The organism is Halorientalis sp., assembly GCF_028275115.1.
Classification (GTDB): Archaea; Halobacteriota; Halobacteria; order Halobacteriales; family Haloarculaceae; genus Halorientalis.
Map to the genome: position 1 here is coordinate 43,247 of NZ_JAQCNH010000040.1, position 13,380 is coordinate 56,626.

16 protein-coding genes and 1 pseudogene are annotated in these 13,380 nt (G+C 64.1%); 8 read left to right on the forward strand and 9 right to left on the reverse strand.

Going from position 1 to position 13,380, the window contains the following annotated elements; genetic code table 11:
- Positions 1-37 precede the first annotated feature (37 nt).
- Positions 38-436 (forward strand): annotated as a pseudogene (gene tnpA, locus Q0964_RS06715) (IS200/IS605 family transposase).
- A 292-nt stretch (positions 437-728) separates the two neighbouring features.
- Here the strand turns inward: tnpA and Q0964_RS06720 are convergent.
- Positions 729-2,435 (reverse strand): tRNA uridine(34) 5-carboxymethylaminomethyl modification radical SAM/GNAT enzyme Elp3, encoded by a 1,707-nt coding sequence (locus Q0964_RS06720; RefSeq protein ID WP_299265083.1) that lies wholly within the window; start codon positions 2,433-2,435, stop codon positions 729-731.
- A 202-nt stretch (positions 2,436-2,637) separates the two neighbouring features.
- Here Q0964_RS06720 and Q0964_RS06725 point away from each other — a divergent pair, with 202 nt between their 5' ends.
- Positions 2,638-2,982: a hypothetical protein gene (locus Q0964_RS06725; RefSeq protein ID WP_299265086.1), complete on the forward strand. Its 345-nt coding sequence runs from the start codon at positions 2,638-2,640 to the stop codon at positions 2,980-2,982.
- 126 nt (positions 2,983-3,108) lie between these two features.
- Here Q0964_RS06725 and Q0964_RS06730 read toward each other — a convergent pair whose 3' ends face one another.
- The 6 genes from Q0964_RS06730 to Q0964_RS06755 form a co-directional block, all read right to left on the reverse strand.
- The gene (locus Q0964_RS06730; RefSeq protein WP_299265089.1) at positions 3,109-5,289 is read right to left on the reverse strand and encodes a DHH family phosphoesterase; all 2,181 of its coding nucleotides are present in this window, start codon (positions 5,287-5,289) and stop codon (positions 3,109-3,111) included.
- 131 nt (positions 5,290-5,420) lie between these two features.
- Positions 5,421-5,684, reverse strand: coding sequence for a hypothetical protein (locus Q0964_RS06735; protein WP_299265092.1), 264 nt, complete (start codon positions 5,682-5,684; stop codon positions 5,421-5,423).
- A gap of 23 nt (positions 5,685-5,707) precedes the next feature.
- Entirely contained in the window at positions 5,708-6,319 is a 612-nt protein-coding gene (locus Q0964_RS06740) for a YIP1 family protein (RefSeq protein ID WP_299265095.1), read from the reverse strand.
- 63 nt (positions 6,320-6,382) lie between these two features.
- On the reverse strand, positions 6,383-6,973 hold the full coding sequence (locus Q0964_RS06745) for an NADPH-dependent FMN reductase (RefSeq protein ID WP_299265097.1): 591 nt from the start codon (positions 6,971-6,973) through the stop codon (positions 6,383-6,385).
- A gap of 629 nt (positions 6,974-7,602) precedes the next feature.
- The gene (locus Q0964_RS06750) at positions 7,603-8,532 is read right to left on the reverse strand and encodes an HhH-GPD family protein (protein WP_299265100.1); all 930 of its coding nucleotides are present in this window, start codon (positions 8,530-8,532) and stop codon (positions 7,603-7,605) included.
- A 116-nt stretch (positions 8,533-8,648) separates the two neighbouring features.
- The gene (locus Q0964_RS06755; RefSeq protein ID WP_299265103.1) at positions 8,649-8,819 is read right to left on the reverse strand and encodes a hypothetical protein; all 171 of its coding nucleotides are present in this window, start codon (positions 8,817-8,819) and stop codon (positions 8,649-8,651) included.
- 72 nt (positions 8,820-8,891) lie between these two features.
- On the opposite strand from Q0964_RS06755, the gene Q0964_RS06760 reads away from it, so the two are divergent.
- From Q0964_RS06760 to Q0964_RS06770, 3 genes are all read left to right on the forward strand, one after another.
- Positions 8,892-9,143 (forward strand): hypothetical protein, encoded by a 252-nt coding sequence (locus Q0964_RS06760; protein ID WP_299265104.1) that lies wholly within the window; start codon positions 8,892-8,894, stop codon positions 9,141-9,143.
- Positions 9,144-9,185: 42 nt separating this feature from the next.
- Entirely contained in the window at positions 9,186-9,512 is a 327-nt protein-coding gene (locus tag Q0964_RS06765; protein ID WP_299265107.1) for a ribbon-helix-helix protein, read from the forward strand.
- Between the two features lie 197 nt (positions 9,513-9,709).
- Positions 9,710-10,936 carry an AI-2E family transporter gene (locus tag Q0964_RS06770; protein WP_299265110.1) on the forward strand — a complete coding sequence of 409 codons (1,227 nt, stop codon included), beginning with the start codon at positions 9,710-9,712 and terminating at the stop codon, positions 10,934-10,936.
- A 78-nt stretch (positions 10,937-11,014) separates the two neighbouring features.
- Here the strand turns inward: Q0964_RS06770 and Q0964_RS06775 are convergent, their stop codons facing one another.
- The gene (locus Q0964_RS06775) at positions 11,015-11,290 is read right to left on the reverse strand and encodes a PadR family transcriptional regulator (protein ID WP_299265113.1); all 276 of its coding nucleotides are present in this window, start codon (positions 11,288-11,290) and stop codon (positions 11,015-11,017) included.
- A gap of 220 nt (positions 11,291-11,510) precedes the next feature.
- Between Q0964_RS06775 and Q0964_RS06780 the strand changes: the two genes are divergently transcribed.
- The gene (locus Q0964_RS06780) at positions 11,511-11,789 is read left to right on the forward strand and encodes an amphi-Trp domain-containing protein (RefSeq protein ID WP_299265115.1); all 279 of its coding nucleotides are present in this window, start codon (positions 11,511-11,513) and stop codon (positions 11,787-11,789) included.
- Positions 11,790-12,066: 277 nt separating this feature from the next.
- Here the strand turns inward: Q0964_RS06780 and Q0964_RS06785 are convergent, their stop codons facing one another.
- Complete coding sequence (locus tag Q0964_RS06785) at positions 12,067-12,213, reverse strand: hypothetical protein (protein ID WP_169302358.1); 147 nt, start codon at positions 12,211-12,213, stop codon at positions 12,067-12,069.
- 104 nt (positions 12,214-12,317) lie between these two features.
- Here Q0964_RS06785 and Q0964_RS06790 point away from each other — a divergent pair, with 104 nt between their 5' ends.
- Both Q0964_RS06790 and Q0964_RS06795 read left to right on the forward strand, forming a co-directional pair.
- Positions 12,318-13,037, forward strand: coding sequence for a DUF7117 family protein (locus Q0964_RS06790; RefSeq protein ID WP_299265124.1), 720 nt, complete (start codon positions 12,318-12,320; stop codon positions 13,035-13,037).
- Positions 13,038-13,156: 119 nt separating this feature from the next.
- Positions 13,157-13,380, forward strand: a 224-nt coding sequence (locus Q0964_RS06795; RefSeq protein ID WP_299265126.1) for a CoA transferase, incomplete at its 3' end; no start/stop codon positions are given.

Genomic DNA, 13,380 nt, shown 5'->3' on the forward strand with positions numbered 1-13,380 from the left:
CAGAGAATACTTCGGATTGGTCGTTGTATTGGTATGTATGTGCGAGAAGCGGTCGAACCACACGGTGTACAACGTCAACTACCACTTCGTGTAGTGTTCAAAGTACCGCCACGCGATACTCGGACCAATCGAGGATTCACTGGAAGCGAGTTTCCGCGACGTGTGCGACGAGTACGGCTACGAGATACTGTCGCTCCACATCTCACCCGACCACGTACACCTGTTCCTGTCAGCCCATCCGAAGCACGCACCGAGCAAGATTGTGCGAACGGTCAAGAGCATCACGGCGCGGGAGATGTGGGAACAGCACGAACAGTTCTTGGAGGAGTATCTGTGGGGTGGCGGATTTTGGGAGGAATCGTACTACGTGGGGACGGCGGGTGATGTTTCGACCGACACGATTGAGCAGTATATCGAGCGAACGGAACACGTTTAATCGGGCTTACGGCCTTCACCCTCGGGGTCAAGCCCCGAGGCACTCGGCCTGCTCCGCCTGTAGAGTCACCGCGACACGTGCGCCCTGCTCCCAGTTTTCCCCAGCTTTTTCGGTGCGCGGAGCCCACCGCTCTCTGCTTACGGGCGCGAGACGGCAGTTCGCACGGTGGCCTCCGGTCTCTCGATGCCAGAGAGAGCTCTCCAAAGATACTAAAATTTCTGAGGGGTTCGTGAGAACGGGCGTGGGCGATGGGGTCGAACGCGAACTGAAGGGTTCGCGTTCGGTAGACGGCTTACAGTCGCTTCGAGACGTACGGCCCGTCCTGGTAGTACTCCAACTTCTCCCGGTAGTACTGCCGGACGCCGATGCCCGAGAGGACCGACAGCTTCTCGAACCCGTTCTCGACCGCCAGTTGCTCGGCCCGTTCCAGCAACCGTCGGCCGTACCCGCGGTGCTGGTGCTGGTCGCCGCCACCCGCTCGCGGCTGCTCGCCGCTCGCGTTCTCCGAACCGCTTCGCGGCTCGCTTCCGACCCCCACCTGACTGCCGTAGACGTGGAGTTCACGAACCAGCGCGGCGTTTTTTAGTTCCTTCCGCACCGGGTCGTTCGGGAACCGGGCCCGGCAGAACCCGATCAGGAGGTCCTTCTCTGGGTCCTCGAAGGAGAGGAACTGTTCGGTGCCGCCACCGACCTCGTATTCGAGTTCCTGAAGCTCGATCTCGTCGGGTTCCTCGTCGTTCATCCCGACCTCGCGACAGCGGATGCAGTCGCAGGTCCAGCCGTGTTCTTCCATCCGCTGGCGGGCCAGTTGCCGGAGGTTGGACTTCCAGACGCCGCCCTCGATGAAGTCGGCGGGGATGTCCCGCTGGACACGCTGGAGCCGCGTGTATTTTGGAATTATCGACTTGATTTCGGCGACCAGTTCGGCGGCCGCCTCGTTTTCCAGCGGATTGAATTCCCCACGATGGTACATGTCGTATGTCGCGGTGCCCTCGACGATCAGCGTGGGATATATTTTCAGGTAGTCGGGCCGCCACTCCGGTTCCTCGAAGAGACGGCGGAAGTCCTCCAGACACATCTCCTCGGACATGCCGGGCTGGCCGGGCATCATGTGGAATCCAACTTTGAAGCCCGAGTCCCGAAGCCGTCGGTTGGCATCGATGGAGGCCTGCACGCCGTGGCCGCGGTGCATCTCGCGGTTGATGCGCTCGTATGTGGTCTGGACACCGACCTCGACCTTCGTTCCCCCGAGGTCGAGCATCCGGTCGATCTGTTCGGGGTCACACCAGTCGGGCTTGGTCTCGAAGGTCGTGGCGACGTTGCGTACGTCACCGACCTCGTTCTCGGCGATGACGTCTGCCAGGTAGCTGAACTCGTGCTCGTCGGGGTCCTCGGCGAAACTCTCGCCCTCGGCGGGTTCGGGCCTGGTGTCGGCGTCGTAGTCGTTCATCGCCTCGATGGCCCGCTTGACGAACCACTCCTGATAGTCGTGACTGCGAGCCGTCATCGTCCCGCCCATCAGTATCAACTCCACCTTGTCGACGGGGTGCCCGATCTCTCTGAGTTGTTCGAGTCGGAGCGTGACCTGTCCGTAGGGGTCGTAGTCGTTCTGCTTGCCCCGGGCCGCGGCCGGTTCGTGGCCGGTGTAGCTCTGTGCGCTGGAGAACTCCGAGTCGGGTCCGCCGGGACAGTAGAGACATTTCCCGTGGGGGCACCCCTCCGGTGACGTCATGATCGCCACCGGGGAGACACCCGACGCCGTCCGGACTGGCTTGCGCCGGAGGACCTCCTCCAGTTCGTCCCGACGTTCGAGCGGGGCGTAGTCGAGCAACTCGGAGTTTTTCGGTACCTTCGGCGAGGAGAACTCGGAACACACCTCGAGTTTGGCTTTCTCGACCCCATCACGTTCCAACTCGCCAGCGAGGATTCGACTCACGAGTTCCTCACAGACCTGCTCGAACGCTTCCGTCTCGGTCGGGTCGGTCGTCTCCGTACTCATGCCGCTTGGTCATCACTGGACGCGTCGCGAGAATAAGGGTGTCGGCTCGGGTTACCGAGGGTCGAAATCGCTGGCCCTCACCGACCGGCACTGTTCCAGCGGGGACGGAACCCGAGCGGCGACGAACTGCGATGGTTGACGGGTCGATTTCTCCCACATCTTCATTTGGGTCGCCCACGTAGAGCCGCCGAGCGCGTTGCTTATGAACGATATCTGGGACGACGGAGTGATACGAGAGGCGTTCAGACGCGATTTCTACGACCTGGCGGACCGCACGAACGGCGAGGTCGAGGTCGACAACGAGTCGACGATGTTCTGTGCGTTCGAGCCGACGGCACAGCGGTCGGCGATGCGCGTCGGCGTCTACTTCGCGAACGGGCGACAGACCCTCCGGTTCGACACCGTCCGGGAGGAGATCGAACTGGCAATGGTCAACCAGTACGACGTCTCTCGCCCGCGGTTCACTATCTGTTCGGAACGAGGCAGTCGGACGTTCGAGCTCAACACTGCCAGCGGTGAGTGGGCCGTCTCGAAAGAATCGGTCTGAACTCGCACCAGCGCCAGGCGAACTGGCTATCTCCGAGACGTCTGGAACGCGTCCAGTGACTACCAGGCGAAGCCGACGCCCGGATGAACGGTATCGTCACCGGTCGCTACCGAGCGGACGGCGGGGTTACGCCGTGTCGGCGACTGCGTCCAGCACGGCGTCGAGGACCGCGCGACGCTCGCCCGAGAGGAATTCGAGCCGCCCTTCACGGGTGCTCTTGGCGTGCAGGCCCGCGTCGGGGGCGGCTTCGGCGGCGGTCGCCGCCACCGCACGCACGTCCAGTGCGGTCGTCGAGCGCAGGTAGAGTTCGTCCGCAGCCAGTCCGACGACTACGTCCGCGTCGTCGCGGTGTCGGCGGAACAGCTCGTCTAACAGGAGATTCGTCGGCGGAAACTCGTACCGGTGGGCGAACGCATCCGTGTCGAGGACGGCGACGTCGACGCCGTCGACGTCGCGGTGTTCGAGGTTCGCTTCCGCCGTCTCTATCTCCGCGTCGAGCTTCGTCCGGAACTGCTCGCTGACGTGGCCCGCTAGTCCGCGTTCGTCCTCGGTCTCCGGGAAGAGGAGGTCGGCGATTAGTTCGCGCTTGTCCTCGTAGGACTGGTAGTACGCTTCCAGCGCGATTGCCTCTCGAATCTCGCGGGTGGCATCCGCGTCGTAGCCGGCATCGGCGGCCAGGTCGACGTAGGACTCGGGCGTATTCTCCCAGAAACTGACGGCGGGAAGGTGACCGATCTCCGCACGCACGTCCTCGTCGACGTGTGCGGCGACGGTGGCGGCGATGGCGCTCGCGGTCGTGGTGTCGTCGGTATCGGTGAGTGACGGCGAGACCAGCGTGTCGACGGTGTCCCCGACCTCGGGGTCGGCCTCGGTGGCGTCGACGACCACGCGGTCCGCGTCGTACACCGACAGCAGGTCGAAGCCGTCCATCGACTCACGGGTCGCGCCCGCGGCGACGAACACGAACAGCGGGAGGTTCTCGTCGTGGCGCTCGCGGTTGTCGAGCATACCCGTCACGTCCTGTGTGGCGTCTTGCATGTCGTAGACGCCGTCTTCCAGGGGTCGACGGTCGAAGTAATGATACTCGGCGTCGGCCGCACCGTGCTGTTCGTGAACCAGCGGGAGGGTCGCGCGCTCGATGGCCACACCGCCGACGTAGCCGTCGACGGTCGCGTTGTGTCGCACGACGACCGGTCGGTCCTCTAGCACCGCCCGGCGAATCGCGGTTGCAGCCTCGCGCACGTCGTCGATGACGGCGTCGACAGCCGGGTCCTCGGCCAACGGTGCCAGGTCGTCGGGTCGAGCCTGCTCCGTCAGCGCGTCGGCCATCCGCTCGGAGACGGCCGCGTGTTCGTCGTCTTCGAGCAGATCCAGCGCTTCGGTCTCGATCTGGAGTTCGCCGCGGCGGCGGCGGACCTCGCCGTCGAGTCTAACCAGGTCACCCTCCTCGACTTCGGGGTAGGCACGAACGCCGGCCTTTTTGAACGCGGCACAGTCGACGACGCCCGTCTCGTCGCGAAGCGCGAAGACGGTCGGCCCGCTGGTCTGACGGATGTCGGCGACCGCACCCTCGATGCGAACGTCGGTCCCGACGCGGTCCTCGAGGGCCTCGACGGTAACCTGCGCGAGTTCGACGCTCGACTGCTCGCCGTCTGTCTGTGCCTCCGTCTCGACGACGGCCGCACCGCCCGACCCGCCCGAATCGCTCACGTCGTCCGAGTCGCCACGGTCGGCGGTCTCGGCCTCGGCCTCTGCTTGGGCTTCGGCTTCTGCTTCTGCTTCCTCCGGGGCAGAATCTCCGTCGTCGGCCGGCGAACCGGTCTGTCCGGCCCTACGCGGGGCGTCGCCCTCGCTCCCGTCGGAGACCTGGCCGACCGTCTGGCGGACCGGGCCATCGTCGTCTTCGTCGTCGTCCTCGACGTTCTCTTTCAGCAGGGCAAACTCCTCCTCCGGGTCGTCGATCAACGTGCCACGGAACTCGCGCTCGGATTGGCGAATCGACCACCCGAGGTCGATGTTCCCGTTGTCACGGACGTTTTTGACCTGGACGAAAACGGCATCTCCTGCCTCCCAGTCGAGGCTCTCGAGTCGTTGGTCGAGTTCACTCCGGTGGAGGAGACCGGTTACCCGGTCCGCGATGTCGACGAACACGCCGAATTCGGCGTAGCCGTCGACCGTTCCTCGGTAGAATCGCCCCGGCGTCAGCTGGTCTGCGTTCGTACCGCGGAACTCGAAGACCACGTCCTGCTGGTGTGTCTCGCAGATGTGACCTTCGACAGACGTTCCGCAAATGATACAGCTTCCCATTAGGGGTAGAAAGCACACCCGGACTAAAACTGTTGTCGAAACGCGTCGGGACTTCCCGTCCGCGCGGGAGAGTGCGAGCGACGGCCGCTGTGCCCGTTCAGACCGGGACGGCGCCGACCGTTCCGGGCCAGTTACTCGAAGACGTCGCTCTCCGCTTCCAGCATCTCGACCCCACGGGCTACCTCGCGGACCTCGTCGGGGAACAGCGCGACCTCCACCTCGTTGCCCTCGCCGTCCTCGAAGGCGAGTTTGACCCGCTTGTCACCGAACTCTCGCACGTCCACGTCCTCAACGTCGTACAGTTTCGCCGTGGCATCTTTGTTCGCCGGCCCTACGTTCTTGATGGACCCGTCTTTGAGTTCGAGCATGAACTGATCGAGTTGCAGGCTCAGCATACCGAGGGTTCGCCCGCGGAGGATTAAAGTGGTAGGGAGACACCGGCCGCAGCCAGCAGCGCACTCGCGGCCCCGAACCCGCGGAACCCGTAGCCGAAGACGATGGCCGCCGGCACCGCGACGACCGGCACCGCCTTCCAGTAGGGCAGGTCGTGAACCTCGGCCATACCGACGACGAGCAAAACGGTGCCGGCCGCCGTACAGAGCACGCGCAGTCCGGGATTTAGCGGTCCGGCGAACACGCAGGGCGCGGTCGAGTACGCGAGGACCTGTACCGTCTCGCTGACGCCGCCACGATTCGGTGCAGTCGCAATCAGAATCAGCGTCTGCAGCGCCGCCGTCAGGTGCAACGCGGCCGGCATCACGAGGACGACGGCGAGTGCGAGAAGCAGGGCACGCGAGGCGACCGGTTGTCCGGCGACGACCGGGTACACCTCCGGAATCAACGCCAACCGCGCCAACTCCTCGACCAGGACGACGACGGCCGCGAAAATCAGCCCGGGAGCCTGGTCGCCGGGCGCGACACCCACACGGAAGAACCGGCGGGGGCGAACCAGCACCTCTGCCCACGCTCGCGCGATGGCCACCGGGCCGCGGTCCCGTCCGTCCGTCGGATTCTCGACCCACTGGGTCACACCGGCAGTATGAAACGTTCGGGTTTGACGGTTGCGGGTTGCACTCGCCACCGCTCTCACAGGTCAGTCCTCGGCGCCGACGTTCTCGGTACTCTGCATGCAGGGCGGGTCGGGTTCGATGGTCGCGTACTCGACGGCGCGCTCGCCGAGCACCGAGACCCTGTCGGCCGCGCCCTCGTCGACGAACCGCCAGTCGGTGGCGTCACCCTCGATAGCATCGCTCGCTCGCGGAATCGCAGCCTGGTGTGGAAGAACCCAGGCGTTCAGCGCGCGACAGACGGAGCGGAGGTGTTCCAGCGCGGTAATAGGAAAGCTCCCGCCTGCGACAGCGAGCAGCCCGACAGTCTTGTTCTCGAACTCGTCGAAGCCACAGTAGTCGAGCGCGTTCTTCAGCGGCGTGGCGTACGAACCGTGGTACACCGGCGTCCCGAGCAGGACCGCGTCGGCCTCACGCACCCGGGCGGTGAAGGCGTCGGCGTCACCGGCCTCACTGGCGTCGGCGTCGTAGACCGGCAGGTCCCACGCCCGGAGGTCGAGCAGTTCCGTCTCCCCGCCGGTCGCGGCGGCCGCGTCGAGGGCGTGCTGGAGACCCTTGCGGGTGTGACTCTCGTTACGGAGGCTCCCACAGACCGCGACGACGGTTGGTCGTGACATGGCTATCCTGTCGTACCGACCGAATATAAACACCGGCCGGAGCACACCCAGGGTTCGGTCCATCGTCGCGGCAACCGGTTCCGCTCGTCCCGTCGTCGGACGGGTTCTGTGGTACGGCTACTCGTGATTCTCGGCACCGTTTTGTACACGCCGAACGCCCGGCCGTCGGTCCGTTCGGAGCTACTCAGTTGCGTCGGTTGCACTGGAAACCAAGGTCCGGCACTGTCGACGACTCGACCGAACGCCGAGTTGGCCGGTTCACTGTCCCCGGACGACTCCTTTCGAGCGGTGGCGTCGAGGCCGTCGCCCCGCTCGGCTGGGTGCGAGCGGACGGCACGGACGTGGTCGCCGACTTCGACCGGGAGTCCCGGCCACCGGCCGACACGGCGCGGTCGAGACGCCGCTCGACGGCGAGTTTGGGTCCGGACCGGCGTCTGGCGGTTCGCGACGACCGCGAGACCGTGGCGTCGTTCCACGCATTCCCGTCGATGGTGGCCCGGTTCCGCCCTCGATTCTCGCCCAAAAAACGGGTCACCACGGCTCGTGGTCTGTCGGCAGGGCTGGCGGAGACCGCCGGACAGCGATGGCGGTCGGTCGCCGGCGTCGCCGATACGTGCGCGGAGGGACGACTACTTTTGAAGGCGGACTACGGTGTCGCCGTCGCGCTCGGCGACCGAGACGAGACCGTCGTCGACCAGGTCCGAAACCAGGTCGCGCAGCCACTCGCGACCGTATTGCCCGTCGGGCGCGTAGTCGACGCGAACCGTCGGGCCCAGTTCGTCCAGTTCGAGTTCCCGGTCGTCCCCGAGCGCGCTCACGATCCGTCCGCGGAACTGGCGACGGCTCCCCTCGAAGTCGGGCTGGGTCGGTACGTCCGGCGCGGTGAAGTCGCCGGTCTGGTATGCGTGACACCACTCGCGCCAGGGGCACCCGGCCTCGTCACACCGTGGGTTCTTTCCGCAGGCGACTCCGCCCAGTTCCATAATCGCGTTGTTCCATACTCGGGACTCTCCGGCCGGCATAAGGCTGTTCGCAACGGTTTCGTAGTCCGGATCGTCCGCGTTATGAATCTCTGCAAATGCGCGGTGGAGGACGCGTTTGACGTTCGTGTCGACCACAGAATCTCCGTTGTTGAACGCGAACGAGGCGACCGCGTTGGCGGTGTACGGGCCGACGCCCATCAGCTCCGAGAGTTCGTCCGGCTCACGGGGGACGGTGCCGTCGTACTCGGAGACGACTTGGGTGGCGGCCTCGTGGAGGTACTTCGCGCGGTTGTTGTAGCCGAGGCTGTGGTTGGTCCAGAAGCTCACCACGTCCGCGCGGTCGGCCGCGGCCAGATCGGCGACGGCCGGCCAGCGGTCCAGAAAGGCCGCCCAGGCCTCGACCACGCGGTCGAGTTGGGTCTGCTGGCTCATCACCTCCGAGACCAGAATCTCGTAGGGGTCCTCGGTCCGCCGCCAGGGGTAGTCCCGGTGGTCGGCCTCGTACCACTCGATCAGCGCCGTTCTGACAGCAGCCTCGTCGACCCCGGAGAGCGCCGTGGCAGCGTCCTCACTCATCGGTGCGACGTACGGACGACTCTCGCTTACGCGTGGCGGTTCCGGACAACGGCCACGGGGTCGGCGGGTGTCCGTTCCGGGACTCGGCGCGTCGGGAGAGGCGACGGCCCGTCTGGTCAGGAATCGCGGTAGACGCCGTCGGCGAACATCCCACAGTCCAGCGTGACGTCGGCGCGAGCGACGGCGTCCGAGTCGCCGCCGACGGAGTTACTGACGTTGACCGCCGCGGATTCGCCCGGTGCGAGCTCGGAGTCGCCGGTAGTCCCAAAGGCGTTGCTCTCACCCATCTCCGCGTCCCCGTCGTCGTACAGCGCGAGTTCGTAGTTGTAGTCGAAGAGGTCCGTGGTCTGTTCGCCGGTGTGCTGGACGGTCGTGACGACGACAGCTTCGTCCTCGCTGTCGCCCCGTCGATTCAGTCCGTCGATAGTGAGACCGGCAACGGTACTCGTGCCGGACAGCTCGACGCCGCCTGTCTATCCGTTCGCGTCCGTGGGCGTCCTCGCGTCACCGCTCCCGTCGTCGCTGGTCGGCGTGTCACCGTCCGAGCCGCCGGCACGGGCGGGCCGTTCGTCGACGAGTCGCTCGTCACGACGACGGTGGCGCGTGGGTGACCAGCCGAAAGCGGTTTCCTCGGGCGCCGCTACGAATCCAGTATGAGTCTCGACGATCTCAAAGACGACGTCTCGGAGACGTACTCGGAACTGGGCGAGTCGATCGACGTGGACCTGGACCGGGAGACGCGAAACGAACTCGCGATGCTGGTTTCGGCGATGGAGCCCGAGGACGTGGGTGAACTGCTCCGGCGGGCCGTCCACATGCAGTTCCAGACCGCCGTCGAGACCGGGAACCTGGACTTTCACCTCCGGAACGCTTACGACCTGACGTACGACGAGTATCTCTCGGGGATGACCTTCGAGGAGATGACCGGCGGCCAGTTCCCACAGCAACAACAGAAGGACGACCGCCGGTACCAGTTCTAGAGCCGCGCGGTCACGCGGCGGGCGCTCACCGGTCCGATCCGTCGGGTCGTGTCTTCAGCGTCAACTCAAGATTCGTGCCACAGCTGTCGCACTCGCCCAGCCTGATTACGTCTCCGTTCGCGAAAGTGGGCTCGTGTGTCGGCAGTCGGCCTCGGGGTGTCCGGGGTTCTTATGTGACACGCCGAAAAACAACTGATATGGTCGGTTTCGATGTCGACCGGACGCGAGCGTTCTGGTGGGGACTCGCGGCCGTGTTCGGCCTGGCGGTCGCATACGTCGTACAGGCCTTCATCGGGACCGTCGTGTTCGCGATTTTTATTTACTATGCGACGCGGCCAGCGTACGAGCGGATTCGGCGCCGCATCCGTCGCCGTAGTATCGCAGCCGCGCTCTCGCTCTCCGTCTTCGCACTCCCCGCCATAGCACTGCTCGCGTACACTGTCGCGATTGCCCTCCAGGAACTCGGTAGGCTCGATGGGCAGCAGTTTGGCCCAGTGATGGGGCTAGTCGAACCGTACGTCGACGTCTCTGCCGTCGTGGAGAATCCATCGACTCTGATCGAACAGGGGAGCGTCGAAGCCGCGCGGTCGACACTGTTCGCCGCACTCGACTATCTCGGATTCGTCGGTAACGGTCTGTTGCACCTCTTCGTAATGTTCGCGCTGGCGTACTACATGCTCAAAGACGGCGGTCGCTTGTCGCGCTGGTTCATGCAGTTCGGCGACGAAGGCGGCGTGCTCGGAGCGTATACTAAAGCGGTCGACCAGGACTTCGCGAGCATCTTCTTCGGCAACATCCTCAACGCCATCGTCACCGGAGCCATCGGTGCCATCTCGTTCAATCTGTTGAACCTGCTGGGGCCGGCGAGCCTACAGATCCCCTATCCGGCACTGCTGGGTGTCCTAACTGGCGTCGCGAGTCTCGTCCCGGTCGTGGGTATGAAGATCGTCTACGTCCCGATGTTGGGGTATCTCGGCTACGCGGCGTACCTGCAGGACGGTGGCTACGGGTTCGTCGCCATCGTAACGGGCGTGACGGTCGTCATCGTCGACCTGCTGCCCGACTTCGTCCTCCGACCGTATGTCTCCGGCCGAAACCTCCACATCGGGCTCGTGATGTTCGCCTACATCCTCGGCCCGCTCCTCTTCGGCTGGTACGGCATCTTCCTCGGCCCTATCATCCTCGTTCTCGTCTTTCACTTTGCCCGGGTCGTACTGCCGGAACTGCTCGTCGGCAAAGCGATTCGCCCCGTGGCCGTCGATCCGACGTACCTGACACGGACCGGAGCGACGCCCTCACCGGACGACCCGGAACCCAGCGTTGCCGACGGCGGTCGGGAGGAAGGCGACGAACCGCCGTCGGCCGACCGGTCGGCGAGCGGTTCCGGTGACGAGGCTGGCGACGACCCGTCAGGAGAACGCTAGCGTCGACCGCGAGAACAGAGAGACATCGGCCAGTCTTGGCTGCCGACGGACCCGTGACCCACTACCTAACCAGCCGTTTCAGTTGTCGATATACTGTTCTTCCCACTCGCGTCGGGCGTCGATTTCCCGCCGCCCACGCCGAGTCAAACTGTAGTAGTTCGTCCGCCTGTCACGCTGCCCCTTCTCCACGAGCCCTTTGTCGACCAACGTGTCGAGATTCGGATACAGACGGCCGTGGTGAATCTCTTTCTCGTAGTACTCCTCGAGTTCTTCCTTGATTGCTAACCCGTGTGGCTCCTCTCGACCGGCGATGACGTACAGCAGGTCACGCTGGAATCCTGTCAGGTCGTACATCGGTAATGTCCATCTGCAAGTTACTGTCGGGATATCATAAATATATCGAACTTCAACACGTCCGCGGACGGTGTGAGGTCGACTTCGTGCGGATTTCGTTGTATCACATCGAGGAAACAGTTCCAAACATATCGGTAGTCAGTCTCTCCGGGTCGTTACATTCCGGCCGGACCACCACCGATTGCTAGCTTTATTTCGCGGGGCCTCCTACACAGAGTGCATGCCTGAAACAGTGCTGTTCGAGACAGAACGCGTCCAACGCCGCGAAGCGGTCGCGACGTACCTGCGGACGGTGGCCGACAAACTGGACGACGGGAATTCTATCACCCTCGAAGCAGGCGACCAGTCCGTCACGATGGACCCGCCCCCGGACGTCGAGTTCGAGGTCAAAGCCGAGCGTGAAGGTCCCAGCGACGAACCAGGCGAACTGAGTATCGAACTCGAACTCGAGTGGCATGAAGACGCCGGCGATTCGGATGGGTCGCTCGATATCACGTAATGATGGTTCAACGGCTGTCCAATCTCACGTTCGTGTCGAATGGAAAGCAAACCACGCGGGGGTGAAAAGACCCCGCGTGGTTGCTTGCCGCCCTGAATTGGTCCCCGCTGACGCTTCGGCCCTCCAAGCGAAGCGTCATTTTGACTCAGCAGCCATAATAACTTAAATGTACCGGCCACGCCAACTCTGTTCGCAGTCCCGGAGTGTGCCGAGGCTTTTCAATTTCTGAGCGTGACTCGTATCCAACCGTAGACTCTCCGCCGTCGAGAGTGACCGATCAGATATACTCTTCCTCGAGGACCCACCCGAGAGCCCGCTTGTAGTAGGTAAACATCTGTCTAACCCCCTGGTGATTCATGTTCTCGTCGTCGAGTTGTTCTTTCAGAAATTCGTACTGCTCGCGGATTTCCTCTTCGTCGCGCATGTACAATAGTGATGAGCAGGAGAGTGAAATATTTTCACACTCGGGGGAGGCAGAAACGGCGAGCGAGCGGGTCAGTTTTGAGGCTGGCACCGAAAACGGCGTGTATGAAAATACGCGGGGACAGAGAGTGCAAGTCCTGTGAGACGCGCTGGTCGTACTACGACACCGGCAGCGTGGAGTGTCCACAGTGTGGGAGTCTCCGGAGTGTCGGCGTCGACGACCGAAAAGAGCACACCGCGAGTCCGGTGGCACTCGACCTGACCGACGTGCGCGACCGCATCGACGACGCAGCACTGTCCGACCTGGCCACTGATGCCGCCGAGGCGTGCCGGGCGTACGCTCGAAAGCAGGGTTTTATCGACAGCGGCGACCTCTGCCCGCTCGACGACACCTACCTAGCCGCACTCGAACTCGCACACGCAGCGCTCGAACTAGATCATAGTATGCGTACCGAGGACGCCGAAAAGTACTATATGTTGGAACTGCTCCGCGGGACCGACCAGGGTGAACGTCCCGGGCCGTCGACCGTCCCCGAGTCGATGCGCTCGCCCCGCGGACTGGCGTACGCGAGTGCTGTCGCTGACTACCACGGCGAGTTGCGTACATACCTCGAAGCCAACCCGGACGAACTGGCCCGCGGCCTCCTGAGTTCGTTGAGTGAACACCGGAAGCGTGTCGAAGCGCTCGACGGTGACGTATCGCTCGCAGATAGCGAAGCGCTGATTGGGGCCGCACAGGCCGTCGGCCACTACCTCGCCGAGGGCGACGACGGCGCACTCGCGCAGGCACAGCACCATCTCGACAACCTCGACCCGGGTCCCTGAGCCGAGTCGGAACACAAACAATAATCAGCCGGTTCTCCCAGAGTCTACAATGACCGAACGGACACAGCCGGTGGACCGTCGAGCCCGCTTGATGACCTGCGGATCGTCGCTTCTTTCACATGGTCAGCGGTGGCTACGCGACGATGCTGTTGGCCGATTTCGGTGCCGACGTAATCTGCGTGGAACACCCGGACAGCCCCGACCCGATCCGGAACTGGCCGCCCGAACAAGACGGCACGAGCCTCTGGCGGAAGTCACTCGCTCGGAACAAACGCTGTGTCACGAGCGACCTCGGCACGGACGAGGGACGCGCTGGCGCCGGAACTGGTCGCCGGTGCCGACG

What these genes read in the sequence shown, in the direction of transcription:
- Q0964_RS06750 (WP_299265100.1), bottom strand. Translation starts at nt 8,532, where the DNA reads ATGAGTGAGGACGCTGCCACGGCGCTCTCCGGGGTCGACGAGGCTGCT.
- Q0964_RS06780 (WP_299265115.1), top strand. Translation starts at nt 11,511, where the DNA reads ATGCCTGAAACAGTGCTGTTCGAGACAGAACGCGTCCAACGCCGCGAA.
- Q0964_RS06790 (WP_299265124.1), top strand. Translation starts at nt 12,318, where the DNA reads ATGAAAATACGCGGGGACAGAGAGTGCAAGTCCTGTGAGACGCGCTGG.
- Q0964_RS06735 (WP_299265092.1), bottom strand. Translation starts at nt 5,684, where the DNA reads ATGCTGAGCCTGCAACTCGATCAGTTCATGCTCGAACTCAAAGACGGG.
- Q0964_RS06755 (WP_299265103.1), bottom strand. Translation starts at nt 8,819, where the DNA reads ATGGGTGAGAGCAACGCCTTTGGGACTACCGGCGACTCCGAGCTCGCA.
- Q0964_RS06730 (WP_299265089.1), bottom strand. Translation starts at nt 5,289, where the DNA reads ATGGGAAGCTGTATCATTTGCGGAACGTCTGTCGAAGGTCACATCTGC.
- Q0964_RS06745 (WP_299265097.1), bottom strand. Translation starts at nt 6,973, where the DNA reads ATGTCACGACCAACCGTCGTCGCGGTCTGTGGGAGCCTCCGTAACGAG.
- Q0964_RS06725 (WP_299265086.1), top strand. Translation starts at nt 2,638, where the DNA reads ATGAACGATATCTGGGACGACGGAGTGATACGAGAGGCGTTCAGACGC.
- Q0964_RS06775 (WP_299265113.1), bottom strand. Translation starts at nt 11,290, where the DNA reads ATGTACGACCTGACAGGATTCCAGCGTGACCTGCTGTACGTCATCGCC.
- Q0964_RS06770 (WP_299265110.1), top strand. Translation starts at nt 9,710, where the DNA reads ATGGTCGGTTTCGATGTCGACCGGACGCGAGCGTTCTGGTGGGGACTC.
- Q0964_RS06785 (WP_169302358.1), bottom strand. Translation starts at nt 12,213, where the DNA reads ATGCGCGACGAAGAGGAAATCCGCGAGCAGTACGAATTTCTGAAAGAA.
- Q0964_RS06765 (WP_299265107.1), top strand. Translation starts at nt 9,186, where the DNA reads ATGAGTCTCGACGATCTCAAAGACGACGTCTCGGAGACGTACTCGGAA.
- Q0964_RS06720 (WP_299265083.1), bottom strand. Translation starts at nt 2,435, where the DNA reads ATGAGTACGGAGACGACCGACCCGACCGAGACGGAAGCGTTCGAGCAG.